Here is a 16946-nt window from a genome sequence, read left to right as displayed (position 1 = left end):
TATCACTTTATGGTAACGCCGGGTCCGATAACCAGTTCTGCCTTGTTATCGAGCACCGCGATGATTCCATCCGAGTATAGCTTCACTTCCTTGACGACACCAGTTGTCTTGCCGTCGGCACTGGTCACCGTCTTGCCGATCACGGCATTGGCTTCGCTGAGTGACGTGCGCTGCAGCAGGCTTTCCAGATTGGTGTTGGTCTTGATCGTCTGCTCGACCTGCGAGAAGGTCGCCAGCTGGGCGATCTGCTGGGTCGAATCCATCGGCTGGGTCGGATCCTGGTTCTTCATCTGGGCCACGAGCAGCTTCAGGAAGCTGTCATAGTTCAGGTTTGCCTTGGCCTTGTCCCCACCAGAATCAACGCCTGACGCTGTGGGCACGTAACTGTTATTAACGCCACTTACCGCCATGGTGCGATCTCCTTGCGAATCTGTTCGATCGTTGCAGGGGTGATTTCCTGGTTGTTCAGGATCTTGTCTTCGAGGGCATAAAGACCGCGGATGGCCTTCAAGGCGTCGAAGGCGCGGCCCTGCGTCACCATTCCGTCGACTTTCTTCAGCTCGGAAACGATCTCGTCGTTCTTGAAGCAATTCAGAAGCATGACGACCGACTTGCGGAACATGTTCGTCGATTGCTCGGCGCCTTCCGGATTGATCAGGATCATCTGAGCGATGAAATAGAGCTGCTTCAGCGGGGTGGTCGCGTCTTCCGGCTGCAGAACATGGTTCTCAAGCAGGAATGTCACGTCATTCAGGAATTCGACGGCGACCTTACGGTCGACACGCAGCACTGCCCCGTTGACAAAAATCCGTTCGCCAGACTTGAGCGAAATACGCAGTGTGCTTTTCATTTGAGTCCATCCCTGATGATGGTTGTGATATCGATAATGCCCTGGAAGTTCGAGGATTCGCGTTTGCGGATCTTCTCTGTCTCACCGAGAATCCAGATGGCTATGGAAATGAGATTGGCGCGCAGTTCGTCGTTCAGCTGATTGTCTGAAGCGCGAAGATCCTCGATGAACCGGATCCAGACCCGCCGTGTGTAGTAGATCGCCTCGATCGCCTCCCGAGAGTAGCCCTTCTGCCGCTTTGCAGCTGCGAGCAGCGCAATGGATCGATCGAGCACCTGCCGTTCGCGATCCTTGGAGTCGGCAACGCCATCCTCCATGATCTCGGCGTATGAAAACTGATACATTCAGACATCCTTCATGTTTGTCCTGGTCCTCACCGCATCAGAGGAAATTAATCAAACTCAACTGCTGAAGCCGCGATGTCAGCGTGTAGGAGGTCTGCAATTGGAGCTCCAAAGACTTCAGCATGGATCCTGCCTGAATGGGATCAATCCCCTCTAGGTCCAGCTGGTGTGCCTTGACGATCTTGGTTTGCGCCTCGAGCGACGTATTGGCTTTCTTGACGCGCTCCTCCGACAGGCCGAGATTGCTCTGCATACTGATCAGTCCGGTAATGGATTCACCCATGTATAGGATGGTTTTGTCGGTGACCGTGCCGCGAACCTCATCGCTCAAATCGGCGCTGAGAAGCTCCTTGGAAATCACACTTGCAAGAGCAAATTTCCGGGAACCCTCCGTGTTGGTGTTTGTCGAACTTTGAATGACTTCGTTGACGCTGATGCGGCTCGTCATGTTCTGGCTGGATGCGCTCGACCAATCCGTCCATTTCGACCCGGCGACGGAAGGGTCAGCGTACATCGGCTCCAAGGTGTTTTCGATGAAATCGGTCATCTGTGCCTTGGTGAACTGGCTGACCGACGTCAGCGGCGGCACCTGAACCGGCTGCGCGCCGATAAACGTCGTCAAAGCCGCATCGTAGGATGCCTTAGCTGCTGACGTATCCGTATAGCCAGTGATAGGCTTGACATCGGTATTGATACCCGAAAACAGATATTCCCCATTCAGGGACGTATTGGCGGCCGATGTGTAGGTCGCCATCGCGGCCGTGTTCTGGTCCTGCGCGATTTTCAAAAGGTTATCGGTTTTGCTGTCCCGGAAAGCCATCAACGACGACAGCGACTTCTGGGCAGCATCCAGCGTTGTCTTCAACGCTTCCTGAGAACCGGAAAGCCTTTGAGTGACGATGGAGTTGGTGCTTTTCAGCGTCGCCAGCCGATCAATCTGAGAGGAAATATTGACTGATCGCGACGTCGAGCCTCCAAGCGCCAGACCATAATCTGAGTGAACCCCGCTCGTTACTTCATTATTCAGCTTTATCATTTCCGACTGACCTCTTTGAATGGTCAGACGCAAGGCATTTTGAACGGCCAGGTTGGAAACGAAAGACGTTTTCATGATTTTATCCTACAGCTTGCAGAAGGGCTGCCATCATGGCATCCACCGTACTGACCAATTTTGCCGATGCCTTATAAGACTGCTCGAGGTCGAGCAATTGTGACAACTCCTCATCGAGACTGACGCCCGTGGCGTTGCTCAAAGCATCTTGCGTGCGCGACAGCATCGCTGACTTGTTGTCATTGGCGGTCGATGCAGTCTTTCGCAGGTCCTCCAGCCAGCCGATCGAGGAAGCCGAAAAATCCAGGATACTGCTTGAACCGTCGAGCCCTGTTGCCGGATCGAACGGTATGTCCGTGCTGAGCGATGTAACAAATTTATCCAGAAGTGCTGTGTAGCCCGAACTTCCCGCCGTATTCGACTTATAGGTCGGGCCATTAAAACCACCATCGCGGACCAGCGTCGGATTGCTTGTCGCCAACGGATTGATTGTCAGAGATGCTGCCATCCCGGGCACAGTCACACCGGGCGCCGGAACTGTGCCGCCTGCCCAGGTGAACAATCCGGGTTTAGGCGTGGTTGCGGGTGTCGTATTTTCCTGAAAGAGCGACACCAAGCCGCGTGCGATTTCATCGAGCTGCGACTGAAACTTTGGTGCTGTTTCGTCGCGCAGTTGAAGCAGGCTGGAAAGCTTGCCTTCACCGGACGTATCGGCACCTTTGCCGGCCTTTAGCGCCACACCATCGACGTAGATCGCGTTGCCGGTCGTGGTCGCGCCGAAACCGGGCGTTGCCTGAAACGTCACCGCTCGTGGGCTGTTTTCAAACAGGACCGTGCCATCGGACGTAAAGATGACCGTATCATTGTTGGCGCGTGTGACCGTCGAGATACCGACGATCTCGGAAATTTGGCGAAGCAGCGTGTCGCGCTGGTCAAGCGCATCGCTTCCGTCCGTGCCGCTGGCTGTCGCGCCCTGTACTGCGTTGTTAGCCGTTTCGAATTCGGCTAGCAGCTTGTTCAACTTTTTAACCGAAGAATCTATTTCCTTATCGGCATCGTAGCGAACGGCCTGGACGGAGGCGGACGTCTTGCTCAACGACTTGGCGAGATCCGAGGCGCTCGACACAGTTGTCGCCGCGATGGATGTATTGCCGGGGGCAGCCGCCAAGGTTTGCAGGCTGTCGCGGAACGATTTGAGATAGTTCGACGGCGAGGTTTCGTACCCATTGCCGCCCAGCGCCGCCTTTACAGCTTCCAAGCCTGTCAGAAGTGCGTCTTGGGCAGAAGCTTGGGAAATGCTGATGGAGTGCTGCTTCATCAGCGCGTCGTTCTGGGCGCGCTGAATGGATACGATCTGCGCGCCGTTGCCACTCGTGCCCAACATTGCCATGCGGCGCGAGTAATCCGCATTGTTCACATTCTGGATATTCTTCGAAACGAGCGCCGTTTGAGCCGCCGTGTTGTTGAATATCGTCTGTGCGGTGTTGATGGCTGATGACAACGACATGACGCAGACCGTACCTTTTCAATTATCGCTTCAGGTTCACAAGAACGTCCAACAGGTCTGCACCTGTCTGGAAGACCTTCGAGTTTGCCGTGTAGCTACGCTGGGACTCGATCATCGCCGTCAGTTCGTTGGCGATATCGACGTTGGAGCCTTCAAGGGCTCCGGACTGGATGCTGCCGAAATCGCCGGAGCCGGCGAACCCGGTGATGATGACACCCGAATCCACGCCCTGCGAATAGACATTGCCTGATTGCGGAACCAGATTGTCAGGGCTCTGAACGCTGGCAAGAGCCACGCGGTAGCGCGGGTCGAGCGTGCCATTCGCGTACTCAACGTACACGACACCGGCCTTGTCAATCTGATAGCCTTTGACCTTGCTCGGCGCACTGCCGTCGATCTTTCCACCATCGCCCTGGAAGGCGGCGCCCAGTTGCTTGGTATTGCTGAGATCGATCGTTAGAGCGCTAAGATTAGCGCCAGTGCCAGGAAGCCCATTTTTCGCAGTCGTGGTGACCGAGGCCGTAGCAGGTGTCAAATTTCCACTGGCGTCGAAATTCAGTGTCTGCGTCCCGAGGAGCCCCACAACCGGTGGGCCGGCGCCGTAGGTGGTGCGGTCACGAACCTCAACCATCCAGGCATTCGGCCCGGTCTTTTCGTAGACGAAGTCGAGGAGCCGCGAATTGCCTTGGCTATCGAAAACGCTGAGCGACGTCGTGGATTCTTTGCCGACGGGATCAGCCGAGTTAAGTGTTGCACCCATGCTGCCTTTGGTGGAGCCTTTTGCCACCAGACCGTCAGAAGCAAGATTGACTTTCGTCAAACCGTCAAAGCCGTTGACGACAACCGTCGGGTCAACACCCTCCTGATACTCATAACCCATCAAGCTGTAACCGGCCGCGTTGACCAAGTTACCATCGCCGTCCGGCGTGAAAGCGCCAGCGCGGGTGAGAAAATTAGAGCCGTCGGCGCCTGAAACGATGAAGAAACCGCCGCCACTGATGGCCATATCGGTTTTGTTCGTGGTGTAGGTCGTCGGGCCTTGTTCCGAAATGCTGTAACGCACCTTGGTTTCGACACCGCCTGAATTGTACGAGCCATTGCTCGTCGGCAGGATCAGCGAGGCGAATTCCGTCGATGCCCGCTTGTAGCCAGTGGTGCTGGAGTTGGCGATGTTTTCAGCGACCGTGCCCAGGCGGTTTGCCTGAGCATTCATGCCGGAACCACCGGTTCTCATCATTCCGTAAAGACTCATGTCCGATCCTCGTTTTCGTCGTTATGAAGAGACTATGGGGTGGGCCTTGCGTGAACCTGTCTTGGGGTGCCGGATGCCGTACATGCGACCCCCATCGTCGATCAGCTCCAGTCGATGCAATAGCCAAGGAAACGCTTGGAATCGATCGGGTCGAAACCGAGCCGCTTGCGCAGCTTCTTGCGAAGCTTGCTAATATGGCTTTCAACGACGTTTTCTTCGACGTCCTCATCGAAAATGCCGTAAATCGCGTTGAAAATCTGAGACTTGGAGACACGGCGTCCGCGATTAGAGACCAGGTATTCAAGAATGCGGCGCTCGCGGCGCGGCAAGGCGAAAACTTCGCCCTGGACTTCCGGATCCCGGCCGTCCGAGAACACCCGGATCGGGCCGATGTCGGTAAAATTCACCAAAGCCTTCAGGCGGCGGCGGATCGCTGCCGCCCGCGCCAGGATTTCGCGGGGGTGAACCGGCTTGCGCACAACGTCATCGACGCCACAGTCGAAAAACGCCAGTGTCGTTTCGAGTGACGGGCTGTCGCTGATGGCAATGACCGGGGCCGTCGAACGGTCCCGGATGGCGCGGGGAAGGCTCATCGCCTTTTCGCCCTGGCCGATCAGGAACGCCTCGACAGCGTCGATATCGCTATCGGCCGCCTTTGAAACCCAATCGCCGAACTCGCTGGGATCGAACCCCTGGGAGGGCACGCCCTCGCGTCCGAACAGTGAAGTATATCCGTCTTTCACGAGCTCACGCTCATCAACCACTACGATCATTCGTCCGCCTCCGAATCAGTATCGCGCATCTATGGTTAAGAGGTACGAATCGAGGGATTCATGAACAACTATGGAATGTTAGTGGCTGAAATTAATAGTAGATTAAGATTTGTGTGCCGATTTGAACTAGATGTAGTGGGCCCATCCAGATATGGCACTAAATTTCATGTGGAAACGTTAACGGCATATTAAGAAATCGCTTGTGGTCATTTTTCTAACTCAATCTTGACGCAATCGTTCGAGGCAATAAAAGCACCCTATAATTCATCTTACGGTTGAGTTATTGACAGAAATTCGAGGCGTTTGCCGTCCATTTTCCATAGCCCGTCGCCACCAGATTGGCGATGACCCGGCAGACATATTTCTTTTGCGCCGGATCATTGTTCGGTCCGGCATGATAGCGGGCCACGGCCATCGTCCAGGTTTCATGCCGAGCGTGAAGCTTGGAGAGAAACTGGGCCGCATATTCGACATTCTTTCGCGGGTCGAGCATCTCGTCCGGCGAGCTGAAATTCTCGCCATGGAAATAGTAATTGATCTGCATGCAACCGAGATCGATCAGCTTGGCACCCTGCGCCCGCGCCGCAGCAAAACGTTGCAAAACCTCACCGGCGCTGTTCTCAAAGTAAGCCTTGCCCTCGATATTCATCGCAAACGGCTGAAGCGATCCTTTCCGGCCGGTCTCCGTCAGACCGACGGAATAGAGGATACCGGCTGGTATCTGATACTTTGCCGCCGCCGCCGTGATCTCGCTTTCGCACACGCCGGCGCTTGCCTGCGCATTACATGTAGACATCACCAGCGCGATTAAGCTCAGCCCCAGAAGACGCATCGCCCGTACCTTCATTGCCCGTCCACCTTTCGCGGCCCTGGTTCTGACCGCCATTTTCATTGCGCTGCCCCCTGGCGCCGTCTCCGGCCGCCTCGCGGCCCTGCTGGCCTGTCTGAGCCTGTGCCTGCTGCTGCGCGTTGTTGTTGCCGGAGGAGTCGGAAGCATTGAAGACGATGTTGACCTGATCAACGGCAAAGCCCTGCGCACGCAAGGCCTTGACCATGGCGCTCTGGTCATCGCTCAGCTGCCGGAAGGCATCGCCGGTCTCTACCTTGATTTCGACCTGCAGCTCGTCGTCCTTGAGCCGCAGCGTCGCCGTGACCATGCCGAGATCGATCGGGTGCATCTGTATCTTCAAGGTATTGAGAACCTTGCCGGTAGATGCCTGTGTCAACGGTGCCTGATCTCCGGCGGTGCCCGGTTGAAGCGCACGCGCCCATTCCGGATTGCTGGCGATCTGACTGGTCACGGCCGCCGCATTGCTGGAAGGCGCCAAGCCGAGATAACGACGCGCCTCTACCACGGTAACGGTTTCGGCCTTGGCTGTGGCTGTGGCTGCGGACGCCTCGTTCTTGGCGACAGCCTTGTCTCCATCCGAAGCCACGCTCATGGATACCGCCTGGCCCTTGCCATCGGCGCGGGCGAAACGGAACACCTGGTCAGCTCCAGCATCAGTTCCGGCCTTGGTGGCATTCTTGACCGCGTTTGCATCGCCAGCCGCCTGCCCTTCGGTCCTCGCCGTATCCTTCGCACCGGGCTTCGCCTTGCCAGCCCGCTCGGCAAGCGCCTGGAACTCGGACATGCCCGGGGTCGTTTCTGCTCCGGTGGGCTGGCTTGCCGCAACCGGTTTCTGTGTTGCATCCAGAAGGCTCAATAATTGACTGACATCACCAGCTGCTACACCCACCGCTTCGTCCTGCGGCTTAGCCGCCGACGCGTCATCAGGCTTTCCGGTTTTGTCGCCACTCTTGGCGGCGCTTGCCTGGGTATTCTTTATCAGTTCGGCAATTTTCTCGCCGGTAGGCCCATCGACGGTTTTGCCCGTATCTTCACCGACCCCGGCGAGGTTGGCCTGCATCAGCGAGAATTTTTCCAAATGGTCGCCTTTTGTAGCGGCCTGCGAACCTTGCAATGATATTGACTTGCCCGTGACGTGAGGGTCTGCGGTGGAGGAGGAACTGAGTGAAGGTTTCATGAAGCTGTCGTTTTCCTTGGCACCATCCTGCAGGGGCGAGAGATCGTTCGCTTCGGTGTCCGGAACCAAGGGACCGATATCGCTCTCCTTGGATGATGCGGTAAGAACCTCGGCCGCAGAGGGTTTGAGGCTCGGTATGACACTGTTCTCAACAGCCGGTTTTCCAGTGATCGAGACCACTGGCTGCTTCTTTTTGCCGGCATCGGCAAAGGCATTTTCGAATGCCGACTTCTGATTGGCGGCGTCCATATCATGCGACTTGCCCGCCGATTTGGCGCCTGATTTGCCTGACCTTACGGGATTTGCTCCCAAGAGGTTGTCGTCTACGAATGTCATTGTTGGTTTTCCCCCTTCAGGAGAGAATCGATCTCATCGAGCTTCGAGCGGCCTGTGCTCAGAAACGCATCGAGAACCGGGTCAGCCGGGCCTTGTCCGGATGAGGCCGCCTGCGGCACCGCGCTGGGTTGCGCCGCCTTCAAAGCCGCGTCCGATGCCGGGGTTGCAAATGGGCTTTCACCGCTGCCGGAGGCAGCTGCGCCTTCCTCCATAGTCACGTCGGATTTGACATTAGAAACAGTTGCTTGTGTCAGGCTTTCCGGATTGGGCGCACGCAGCACCTCCTCCGCGACGACGGTCGCCGCCTGGCGCAACGCGCGGTCGCGGGGCGATAGCTCGGCTTCCGGAATGGCGCTGATATCCTTGACCGCTTCCAGAATACCTTTGGAAGGAATACCGACCAGGCCGGAGTAGAGGCTGGCCAAAGCTTTGGGACCTGCATCCGCAACGTCGGAAAGATCCTGAGCCCGCGCTGACGCCAGCGTTGCCAGCTCCTGCATGCCGCCGATCGCAGCGCGGCGGGCAATGCGCAAATAGACCTCCCGCTGCCGTGGCTTGTCCATGAAGCCGAGAATTTCCTGGATCTTTGGTTCCGTTCTCTCGCTGTAATTGACCACGGCCAATTCGACGAAAACATCGGCAAACTGACTGGCATAAGGAGACGTCAGGAAGCGCCGGGCATAGGAGAGCGAATAGGCAAAGCCCTTCTCCGGCATGGCGCCACGGGTCGCTAGCGATATCGATCGGCGCAGGGCGGCTTCCTCGATGTTGGTTCCCGGCGCCGTCAGCCGCGCCCAATCGTAATATGCTATCGATTTCGCCGGGCTCTGCTGAGCCGTCGCATTGCCGAGGACCAGATAAAGATAAGGTCCGACCCTGGAATTCCGGTATTCCGGAACGGCCTTCGCCAGATTTTCCACCATCAACCCACCCTTGCCGGCCAGATAATGGCTGAGCGCGTCGACGACACGAGTATCGAAATTGCCTTCGATATCCTGATTGGCGAGATAGGACAGGGTCTCCGGGTTGCCGCCGCTCATCGCATAGATGAACGCAGCATCGACATTGCGCGGGTCATCAAAGACGGCGGTATCGGATTCCCGCAGCCGCTTGTCGATCGCCGCCAGCATGAAACGCTGCATTTCGGCAGCCGAATGGTCGCCAAGCACGATGCCGTCCTGGATAGCCTGTAGCGAACGCAGCAATTTGTAGGGCGGCAGATCTTCCGGCCCTTGCGCATACGCTGCCGTCGCCGGGATTGCCCCGGCCGCACATGCACAGAGAAGGAGGGTACGGATCGCCTTCAACATCACCGTCAGCCCTGGTTGGTCTGCAGCAGGATTTCGATGCGCCGGTTGGCCGGAGCCAATGGGTCCTTCGTATCCTGGAGACGCTTGTCGGCGAAGCCGCTGATCTGGCTGACGCGGCTTTCGGCGAGACCGCCACGAATAAGCATGTAATAGGCGCTCTGGGCGCGATCGGACGACAGCCGCCAATTGTCATATGCGCCCTTCTTGAAAGGCCGCCCGTCCGTATGGCCGCGAATAGCGATCGCACCGCTGCGGGCCGAGAGAAGCTTGCCGATTTTTTCCATGGCAATCACCATATCCTTTTCAGGTACGGCCGAGCCGAGCCCGAACATCGGCGTATCCCCCTGCTCGCTGATCGTCACCAGAAGGCCGCCCTCGGTTGGTGTGACCAGCAATCCTTCGGCGAGTTTACCGGCAGAGCCGCCGATTTCCTTTTCGATCTCGGCCTTCAGGGCCTTGGCGGCATCCTCGCCGGATTTGGCCGGTGTAGTGGTATCGGCAGGCTTCTGCATCGCGGTTTCGGCCTGGTCCTTGCCGGCCTCGGTCTTGGCCTTCGTCTCGTCCACCGGGCCGTTGCCAGCCTTGGCTTCGAGGCTGTCGCCGCCCTTTTCCGCGTTCTGCAACTCGACCTGCTTCGTCCAGAAGTCCGGATCGAACGGATCGCGATAAGCTTCGCCGCCATCAGCGCCGGTCGCAGGTCCGGACGTCGATGCGCCGCCATCGCCCTTGGCACTGATATTGGCGTTGCGGCCGACTTCATTGACGATTTCGGACATGACCGAATAGGGGTTCTCGAAGAAGTCGGCGTCGGAATACTGGGTTTCCTCGCCTGACGTCGCGGTCATGTCGTCGCCGTTTTTCGCCGATCCGCCGGTCTTGGTCTCGTTGCCGTCGACCTTCGACTTCATCTGGTCCTCTTCACCCTTGGCATCTTTTGCCGGCTGCTTGACGCCCTTTTCGGACGGCTTGGCATCGGTGAGCTGCACGGGGTTGAAATAGGAGGCGAGCGCTGCCTTGGTCTGCGGATTGGCCGCATTGATCAGCCACATGACGAGAAAGAATGCCATCATCGCCGTCATGAAGTCGGCATAGGCAATCTTCCAGGCGCCACCATGATGTCCATCGTGACCGCCACTGTGACGTTTGATGATGATGATTTCGTTCTTGCCGTGGTGGTGGCCGTCATTCTCGCTCATGCCAGCACCTTGCCAACGGTATCGGCCCAGGCGGCCATGCGCGTCACCAGAATGGAATCGCCGAACTCGACCGAAAGATCGATGTCGCCGGATTCCTGATGGCGGAAGATGAGAGTTTCATCATTAAGATGCCGTTTCAGCGCCTCGAACAACGCTATCGGGCCCTTAACGACAATCTTGGCGCCTTCGCCGGAGCCGATCGACAGGGTAATCATCCGGGCGAGATCGGCGATGGATTTCTGTAACAGCACGCCGTCCATGACCGGTGCGAGTACCCGTGCGGTCTGATCCGAAAGCATGGTCACAAGCTGCGAGCCCATATCCGAAAATCGATCGTAGATCATCGCGGAAATTTCGTTTTCGCAGCGCACGCGCATGGCTTCAAGTTCAGCTGCGTGGCGCGCGTTCAATGCGCTGATTTCGGTTTCGTGAAGTGCAAGCTGTTCACTTTCCGCTTCACGGCGTCCTTGAGCGAACGCATCGCGGCGCGCGGCGTCGATATCGATTTGAGGTTGGGCCTGCGGCTTCATCGCAAAACCACCGTTGGCCGGAAAATCGTCGTCCAGGTCCGGAAAATACCGTGGTGGAACCAGAGACAGATCGACCTCCGGCGCACTGAAATCCTTAAGATAGCGGGAAATGGACGCGCTCATCGGCGGCCTCCCCTCAACCGGGCCACGGTCAAGCCGGCCGCCCGTTCGGTTGCGGGCGGCATTGGGCTAACAAGCCTGAAAACATACGACTGTGACACTTCCGGAATGTCTCCTTCAGGACCTTGCGGAGCGGGAGTGCCGCACGGCCCGAACATTTTCAATCCGTACCAGCCCGATGCCGGGAACCGGCTTGCAGGCAGCATACAACGGCAGCACGACAATCATGTCGGCTGGCAACCCGGATGAGGATGGCTGCGGTTGGAGACTATCCGGTCAAACTTGTGCGAAAATGTAGGTCACAGATATATCCGGTCCCGGTGGGAAGTCTTCTGCTGGGGAGACCAGTAAGAGGTGTTGGACCGCGCTTGGGCAATGAGCGCGGTCCAACCGTTTCCACCTGCCGATGACCGCGGCTTGGCGGAAAAGAGTTCGCAGCCCCGATTAATGGGAGGGCGGCGACAAGGATGCCAGAACCGGTTTCATGCCCGCCGGTCCGGCGCGTGTACGCTTACTGCTGGAACAGGCGCAGGATATTTTCGGAATTGGTATTGGCGATCGACAGCGCCTGGATACCAAGCTGCTGCTGCGTCTGCAGCGCCTTCAACCGGGTCGATTCCTCGTTCATGTCAGCGTCCACCAGGCGGCCGACGCCCTTGTCAATCACATCCATCAGATTGGCGACGAAGTTTTCCTGCATGTCGATACGGCTGGTGATGGCACCCAGTGTCGAGGCAGAATCGGTCAGGTTGCTGAAAATAGCATCGACGGCTTTGATCATGCCTTCGATATCATCATAGCTGGTGCTGGCCGTCAGTTGGATGAGGGTACCTGCAGCCGCAGTACCGCCGGTAAACGCAAGCAGCTTATAGGTTGCGGTCGCGGTCGTCGTGCCATTCGGCTGGGTGACCGTAACGCCCTTGGTCAATTGGCCGAGCGAGGCATTCTTGGTATCGATCAGGATCGACGCGGCCGTGTTGTAGTCCAATGTCGATACCGACACGGTGCCGTTGGTCGACCGGTTGAAGGACGCCACGATGGACTTGGTACCCGCCGGCGTCGTGCTGTCATTGTACAGCCAGTTTTCCCCCGAAAACGAAGCGGATTCGGCTGCGGATGCCAACTGGTTCTTGAGTTCGGTCAGTTCCTTGTTGATCTTGGTTTTGTCCACACCCGGTTCGCGCGCGGCGACCAGTTTGGCCTTGATCTCGGATACGACGTCGATGGCCGAGCTCATACCGGCGTAGGATGTGTCTACCTTCGCCGCGCCCAGCCCGAGCGCGTCCTGAACGGTCGAGAGAGCCGCGTTGTCCGAACGCATGGTGGTCGCAATCGACCAGTACGCAGCGTTGTCGGCTGCGGTTTCGACGCGGTAGCCGGACGAAATGCGGTTCTGCACTTCTTCCATGTTCGAATTGATCGAACGCAATGTCTGGAGAGCCGCCATAGCGGCGGAATTGGTCAAAATGCTGGTCATGGTCATTGCCCCAGTTCGAAATTAAACGGAACATTCCGGATCGATAACCGGTAGCGACGGGACCAGCGTCATGCAAACTGCCCTATGTTTAGCCCAAGGACAGCCTATCGCTCTTAACGAACACTTAACAATCATATGGTTAACAAATCATTAAGCGCGTTAGCAAGTCGGTAATCAAAATGAACGAAAATAAATCTCAATTGCTGGTTCGTTAACGGCGGCATCGCCAAACACGAAAAAGCCGCGCCCTTTACGGGACGCGGCTTGTGGAATATCCGGCGGATCGATGATGAATTTGACCCGCCGGCGCTATCGTCTTGCCTGTTCCGATTAGCGGAAGAGCGAGAGGATGTTTTCCGAGTTGGAGTTGGCGATCGAGAGAGCCTGGATGCCGAGCTGCTGCTGTGTCTGCAGAGCCTTGAGGCGGGTCGACTCTTCGTTCATGTCGGCATCGACGAGGCGGCCGACACCCTTGTCGATCACGTCCATCAGGTCGGCCATGAAGTCGTCCTGCATCGAGATGCGCTTGTTGGTCGCACCGAGTGTTGCAGCAGCGTCCGTGAGGTTCGTCAGCATCTTGTCGACGGCACTGATCATGCCTTCGATGCTGTCATCGCTGGTCGACGCCGTCAGTGCGATTTGCGTACCCGTCGCGCCGCTCGAGCCAGCCGTGGCGATCAAGCGGTAGGTGGCAGTGGTCGTCGTTGCACCGCTCGGCTGGGTGACAGTGATATCCTTGGTCAGCTGGCCGTTCGAGGCAGTCTTGGTGTCGATCAGAACAGAGGTGGCGGCGTCGAATTTCAGGACGCCGACCGCAACGTTGCCGGAAGAGTCACGTGTGAACGAACCGACCATCTCCTTGGTGCCAAGGGCAGTGGCCGAGTCGTTGTAGAGCCAGTTTTCGCCGGAGAAGGAAGCGGACTGCGCTGTCGAAACCAGCTGGTTCTTGAGTTCAGTCAGTTCCTTATCGATCTTCAGCTTGTCAACACCCGGTTCGCGGGAAGCAACCAGCTTGGCCTTGATTTCGGAAACGACGTCGATGGCTGCGTTCAAACCGGTATAGGCAGTGTCTGTCTTGGCAGCGCCGAGACCGAGAGCGTCCTGAACCGTGGAGAGAGCCTTGTTGTCCGACTTCATGGTCGTGGCGATCGACCAGTAAGCGGCGTTATCCGCGGCGGTTTCGACGCGCAGGCCCGAGGAGACGCGGCCTTGCGTCGTTTCCATGCCGGAATTGATCGAACGCAGGGTCGAGAGTGCTGCCATTGCAGCCGAATTGGTGAGAATGCTTGTCATGGTATTACTGCCCCTTTTGAACAGGTGAAATGGAAGGGACATTCCGGTCAGTACCGGGAAACAGCGGCCAGCTTCATGCCTGTTAACGCGTTAATTTTCTTGGTTAACCCGCTGTTTCGATGGCCATAGAAAACACCAACATGGTTAAAGAAAACCTAAAGGCAGAAAACTTTTTTCGCCCGGCAAAGAAAAAACCGCACCTCTTGCGAGATGCGGTTTTCGATAGGTCGCGGAACTGGCCGTTGGGGGGGATGGCCGCCCCGCGCCGTTTTTTTCGATTAACGGAACAGCGACAGGATGTTCTGCGAGTCCGAGTTGGCGATCGAGAGAGCCTGGATGCCGAGCTGCTGCTGTGTCTGCAGAGCCTTGAGGCGGGTCGACTCTTCGTTCATGTCGGCATCGACGAGGCGGCCGACACCCTTGTCGATCACGTCCATCAGGTCGGCCATGAAGTCGTCCTGCATCGAGATGCGCTTGTTGGTCGCACCGAGTGTTGCAGCCGAGTCCGTGAGGTTCGTCAGCATCTTGTCGACGGCACTGATCATGCCTTCGATGCTGTCATCGCTGGTCGACGCCGTCAGTGCGATTTGCGTACCCGTCGCGCCGCTCGAGCCAGCCGTGGCGATCAAGCGGTAGGTGGCAGTGGTCGTCGTTGCACCGCTCGGCTGGGTGACAGTGACGTCCTTGGTCAGCTGGCCGTTCGAGGCAGTCTTGGTGTCGATCAGAACAGAGGTGGCGGCGTCGAATTTCAGGACGCCGACCGCAACGTTGCCAGAAGCGTCACGTGTGAACGAACCGACCATCTCCTTGGTGCCGACCGCAGTCGCCGTATCGTTATAGAGCCAGTTTTCACCGGAGAAGGAAGCCGACTGCGCTGTCGAAACCAGCTGGTTCTTGAGTTCCGTCAGTTCCTTGTCGATCTTCAGCTTGTCAACACCCGGTTCGCGAGCGGCAACCAGCTTGGCCTTGATTTCGGAAACGACGTCGATGGCTGCGTTCAAACCGGTATAGGCAGTGTCTGTCTTGGCAGCGCCGAGACCGAGAGCGTCCTGAACCGTGGAGAGAGCCTTGTTGTCCGACTTCATGGTCGTGGCGATCGACCAGTAAGCAGCGTTGTCGGATGCGCTACCAACCTTGAGACCGGAAGAAATACGACCCTGGGTCGTTTCCATGTCCGAGCTGATGGAGCGCAGAGTTGCGAGCGCTGTCATTGCAGAAGAGTTTGTCAGGATGCTTGTCATTAGGGTTGTCCCTCTAGATACAAAATACAAGATTGGGGACATACCGGACTAAATACTTACCGGTGATAACGGCTCGGCATCATGCCACTCGGCTCCTGTTCGTCAGGAAGTCCAAATCCGTTATGTGAGGGTAATGTCGCAGGCAAACATTTCGATATGTTTAAATGCCCTGCAAACAGGCACGCGTCAGAGCCCGCCCGCACAGGCGGCCGAAATCGCGGCGACTCACGAATTATTATTTAAATTCAATTAGTTGTGGATTTTTTTCCGAGACAGCGTCGCCTCGAAAAGAGACGGAACGTTAACCACGATGGTGGGATCAGTTGAAGGATCGCACCAGACTGCCGACCAGGAGGTTCCAGCCGTCGATGAGAACGAAGAAGAGGATCTTGAACGGCAGCGAAATGGATGTGGGCGGCAGCATCATCATGCCCATTGCCATGGTAATGGTGGCGACGATCAGGTCGATTACCAGGAACGGCAGCATGATCAGGAAGCCGATCTCGAAGCCGCGCCTGATTTCGGAAATCATGAAGGCTGGCACGACAGCACGCAGATCGACCCTGTCGCCGACGACGACGGTCTGGCCCTTTTCCTTCGCGATGTCGATGAACAGCTGTAAATCCTTGTCGCGGGTATTCGCGAGCATGAACTCCCGGAATGGTTCGGCAATGCGCGTCATCGCCTCCGTTTCGTTGATCTGGTTCTGCAGGAGCGGATTGACGCCGTTCTGCCAAGCACGATCGAAGGTCGGCGCCATGACGTAAAAGGTCATGAACAGCGCAAGGCTGACCATGATCATATTGGACGGCGTCGTGGCGAGCCCCATACCGGTTCGCAGGATCGCGAAAGCGATAACGAAGCGCGGAAAGCTCGTCACCATGATGAGAATGCCGGGGGCGACCGACAGGACGGTCAGAAGGCCGAATGTGCGGATGATCCAGGAAGCGACCGAGCCGTCGATAGGCGTGTTGAGTATATCGGCGGGAAAGCCTTGCGCTCCCGCGATACCCGACATCGCCAGCATGGCGGCTATGAATGTGATAGTCCGGATCATGAGCGAATCATTGAATAACAAATGTCCTGAAGATGACATTGGTTACGCGCCCTTCGGAGCGCAGGTCAACCCGTTCCTCGATGTCATCCTTGAGATACTGAAATCCGCGTGGTCCCTGGATCTGTTGCAATGACACCGTTTTGAGGTAGGCAGCGATATCCTGATGGATTTGTTCTGCCATCGCCACATCGGGCGCGCCCTTGAAAAGCAGGGCAACTTCAAGCCGGATCCAGTTTTCAGTGGGATAGGCGAGGTTGGTGGTGATTGCATCAAGCTGCACGACGCCGTTGGCTTCGGTCGCGACTTTTGGCAACCCCTCGTCCTTCTTGCCGGCTTCGCCCTCGGGTTTCTGGCCGGCATTTTTCAAAGCGACTGCGGCCTTGGCGTCCTCGACGATCTTGGCCTCCTCGGTACTGAGTGGTTTGGGCGCGAGCATGCCACCAACCAGCCAGCCGCCACCGCCTGCGATCAATGTCAGGACCGCAAGCGCCGCGATCATGACGACCGGCGATGATTTCTTCGGGCCACCATTGGCGAGATCGGCATCTTCCATCTTCAAAATCCATCAAGAGTGGGCCGCTA

17 protein-coding genes are annotated in these 16946 nt (G+C 57.1%); all 17 read right to left on the bottom strand.

The window, feature by feature from the left end:
• Window positions 1-2: 2 nt before the first annotated feature.
• Entirely contained in the window at window positions 3-410 is a 408-nt protein-coding gene (gene flgD, locus ACQY8Q_RS16545; protein WP_428427569.1) for a flagellar hook assembly protein FlgD, read from the bottom strand.
• A complete protein-coding gene (gene flbT / locus ACQY8Q_RS16540; RefSeq protein WP_428427568.1) occupies window positions 401-850 on the bottom strand; it encodes a flagellar biosynthesis repressor FlbT in 450 nt (149 codons plus the stop codon). The genes flgD and flbT overlap by 10 nt, the downstream gene beginning before the upstream one ends.
• Window positions 847-1194: a flagellar biosynthesis regulator FlaF gene (gene flaF / locus ACQY8Q_RS16535; RefSeq protein ID WP_428427567.1), complete on the bottom strand. Its 348-nt coding sequence runs from the start codon at window positions 1192-1194 to the stop codon at window positions 847-849. The genes flbT and flaF overlap by 4 nt, the downstream gene beginning before the upstream one ends.
• Before the next feature lie 37 nt (window positions 1195-1231).
• Window positions 1232-2305, bottom strand: coding sequence for a flagellar hook-associated family protein (locus tag ACQY8Q_RS16530; protein WP_428427566.1), 1074 nt, complete (start codon window positions 2303-2305; stop codon window positions 1232-1234).
• Between the two features lie 4 nt (window positions 2306-2309).
• The gene (flgK, locus tag ACQY8Q_RS16525; RefSeq protein WP_428427565.1) at window positions 2310-3752 is read right to left on the bottom strand and encodes a flagellar hook-associated protein FlgK; all 1443 of its coding nucleotides are present in this window, start codon (window positions 3750-3752) and stop codon (window positions 2310-2312) included.
• 22 nt (window positions 3753-3774) lie between these two features.
• The gene (locus tag ACQY8Q_RS16520) at window positions 3775-5004 is read right to left on the bottom strand and encodes a flagellar hook protein FlgE (RefSeq protein WP_428427564.1); all 1230 of its coding nucleotides are present in this window, start codon (window positions 5002-5004) and stop codon (window positions 3775-3777) included.
• Between the two features lie 101 nt (window positions 5005-5105).
• Entirely contained in the window at window positions 5106-5777 is a 672-nt protein-coding gene (rem, locus tag ACQY8Q_RS16515) for a transcriptional activator Rem (RefSeq protein WP_060636008.1), read from the bottom strand.
• A gap of 280 nt (window positions 5778-6057) precedes the next feature.
• Window positions 6058-6609 carry a transglycosylase SLT domain-containing protein gene (locus ACQY8Q_RS16510; RefSeq protein WP_428427563.1) on the bottom strand — a complete coding sequence of 184 codons (552 nt, stop codon included), beginning with the start codon at window positions 6607-6609 and terminating at the stop codon, window positions 6058-6060.
• Window positions 6560-8140 (bottom strand): flagellar hook-length control protein FliK, encoded by a 1581-nt coding sequence (locus tag ACQY8Q_RS16505; RefSeq protein ID WP_428427562.1) that lies wholly within the window; start codon window positions 8138-8140, stop codon window positions 6560-6562. Before ACQY8Q_RS16505 ends, ACQY8Q_RS16510 begins: the two co-directional genes overlap by 50 nt.
• Complete coding sequence (motC, locus tag ACQY8Q_RS16500) at window positions 8137-9450, bottom strand: chemotaxis protein MotC (protein WP_428427561.1); 1314 nt, start codon at window positions 9448-9450, stop codon at window positions 8137-8139. Before motC ends, ACQY8Q_RS16505 begins: the two co-directional genes overlap by 4 nt.
• Window positions 9451-9455: 5 nt before the next feature.
• Window positions 9456-10646 carry a flagellar motor protein MotB gene (locus ACQY8Q_RS16495; protein WP_428427560.1) on the bottom strand — a complete coding sequence of 397 codons (1191 nt, stop codon included), beginning with the start codon at window positions 10644-10646 and terminating at the stop codon, window positions 9456-9458.
• The gene (locus tag ACQY8Q_RS16490; protein ID WP_428427559.1) at window positions 10643-11299 is read right to left on the bottom strand and encodes a hypothetical protein; all 657 of its coding nucleotides are present in this window, start codon (window positions 11297-11299) and stop codon (window positions 10643-10645) included. Before ACQY8Q_RS16490 ends, ACQY8Q_RS16495 begins: the two co-directional genes overlap by 4 nt.
• 508 nt (window positions 11300-11807) lie before the next feature.
• Entirely contained in the window at window positions 11808-12773 is a 966-nt protein-coding gene (locus ACQY8Q_RS16485) for a flagellin (RefSeq protein ID WP_428427558.1), read from the bottom strand.
• 330 nt (window positions 12774-13103) lie between these two features.
• Window positions 13104-14066: a flagellin gene (locus tag ACQY8Q_RS16480; RefSeq protein ID WP_428427557.1), complete on the bottom strand. Its 963-nt coding sequence runs from the start codon at window positions 14064-14066 to the stop codon at window positions 13104-13106.
• Between the two features lie 278 nt (window positions 14067-14344).
• Window positions 14345-15307 (bottom strand): flagellin, encoded by a 963-nt coding sequence (locus ACQY8Q_RS16475; protein ID WP_428427556.1) that lies wholly within the window; start codon window positions 15305-15307, stop codon window positions 14345-14347.
• A gap of 319 nt (window positions 15308-15626) precedes the next feature.
• Window positions 15627-16364, bottom strand: a complete 738-nt coding sequence (gene fliP / locus ACQY8Q_RS16470) for a flagellar type III secretion system pore protein FliP (RefSeq protein WP_428427555.1) — start codon at window positions 16362-16364, stop codon at window positions 15627-15629.
• 7 nt (window positions 16365-16371) lie between these two features.
• The gene (locus ACQY8Q_RS16465) at window positions 16372-16917 is read right to left on the bottom strand and encodes a flagellar basal body-associated FliL family protein (protein WP_428427554.1); all 546 of its coding nucleotides are present in this window, start codon (window positions 16915-16917) and stop codon (window positions 16372-16374) included.
• Window positions 16918-16946 lie beyond the last annotated feature (29 nt).

Source organism: Pararhizobium sp., assembly GCF_965279435.1.
Taxonomy (GTDB): Bacteria; Pseudomonadota; Alphaproteobacteria; order Rhizobiales; family Rhizobiaceae; genus Pararhizobium.
The sequence above is the reverse complement of the archived record's forward strand: the minus strand, read 5'-3'. Positions and strand labels throughout refer to the sequence as shown.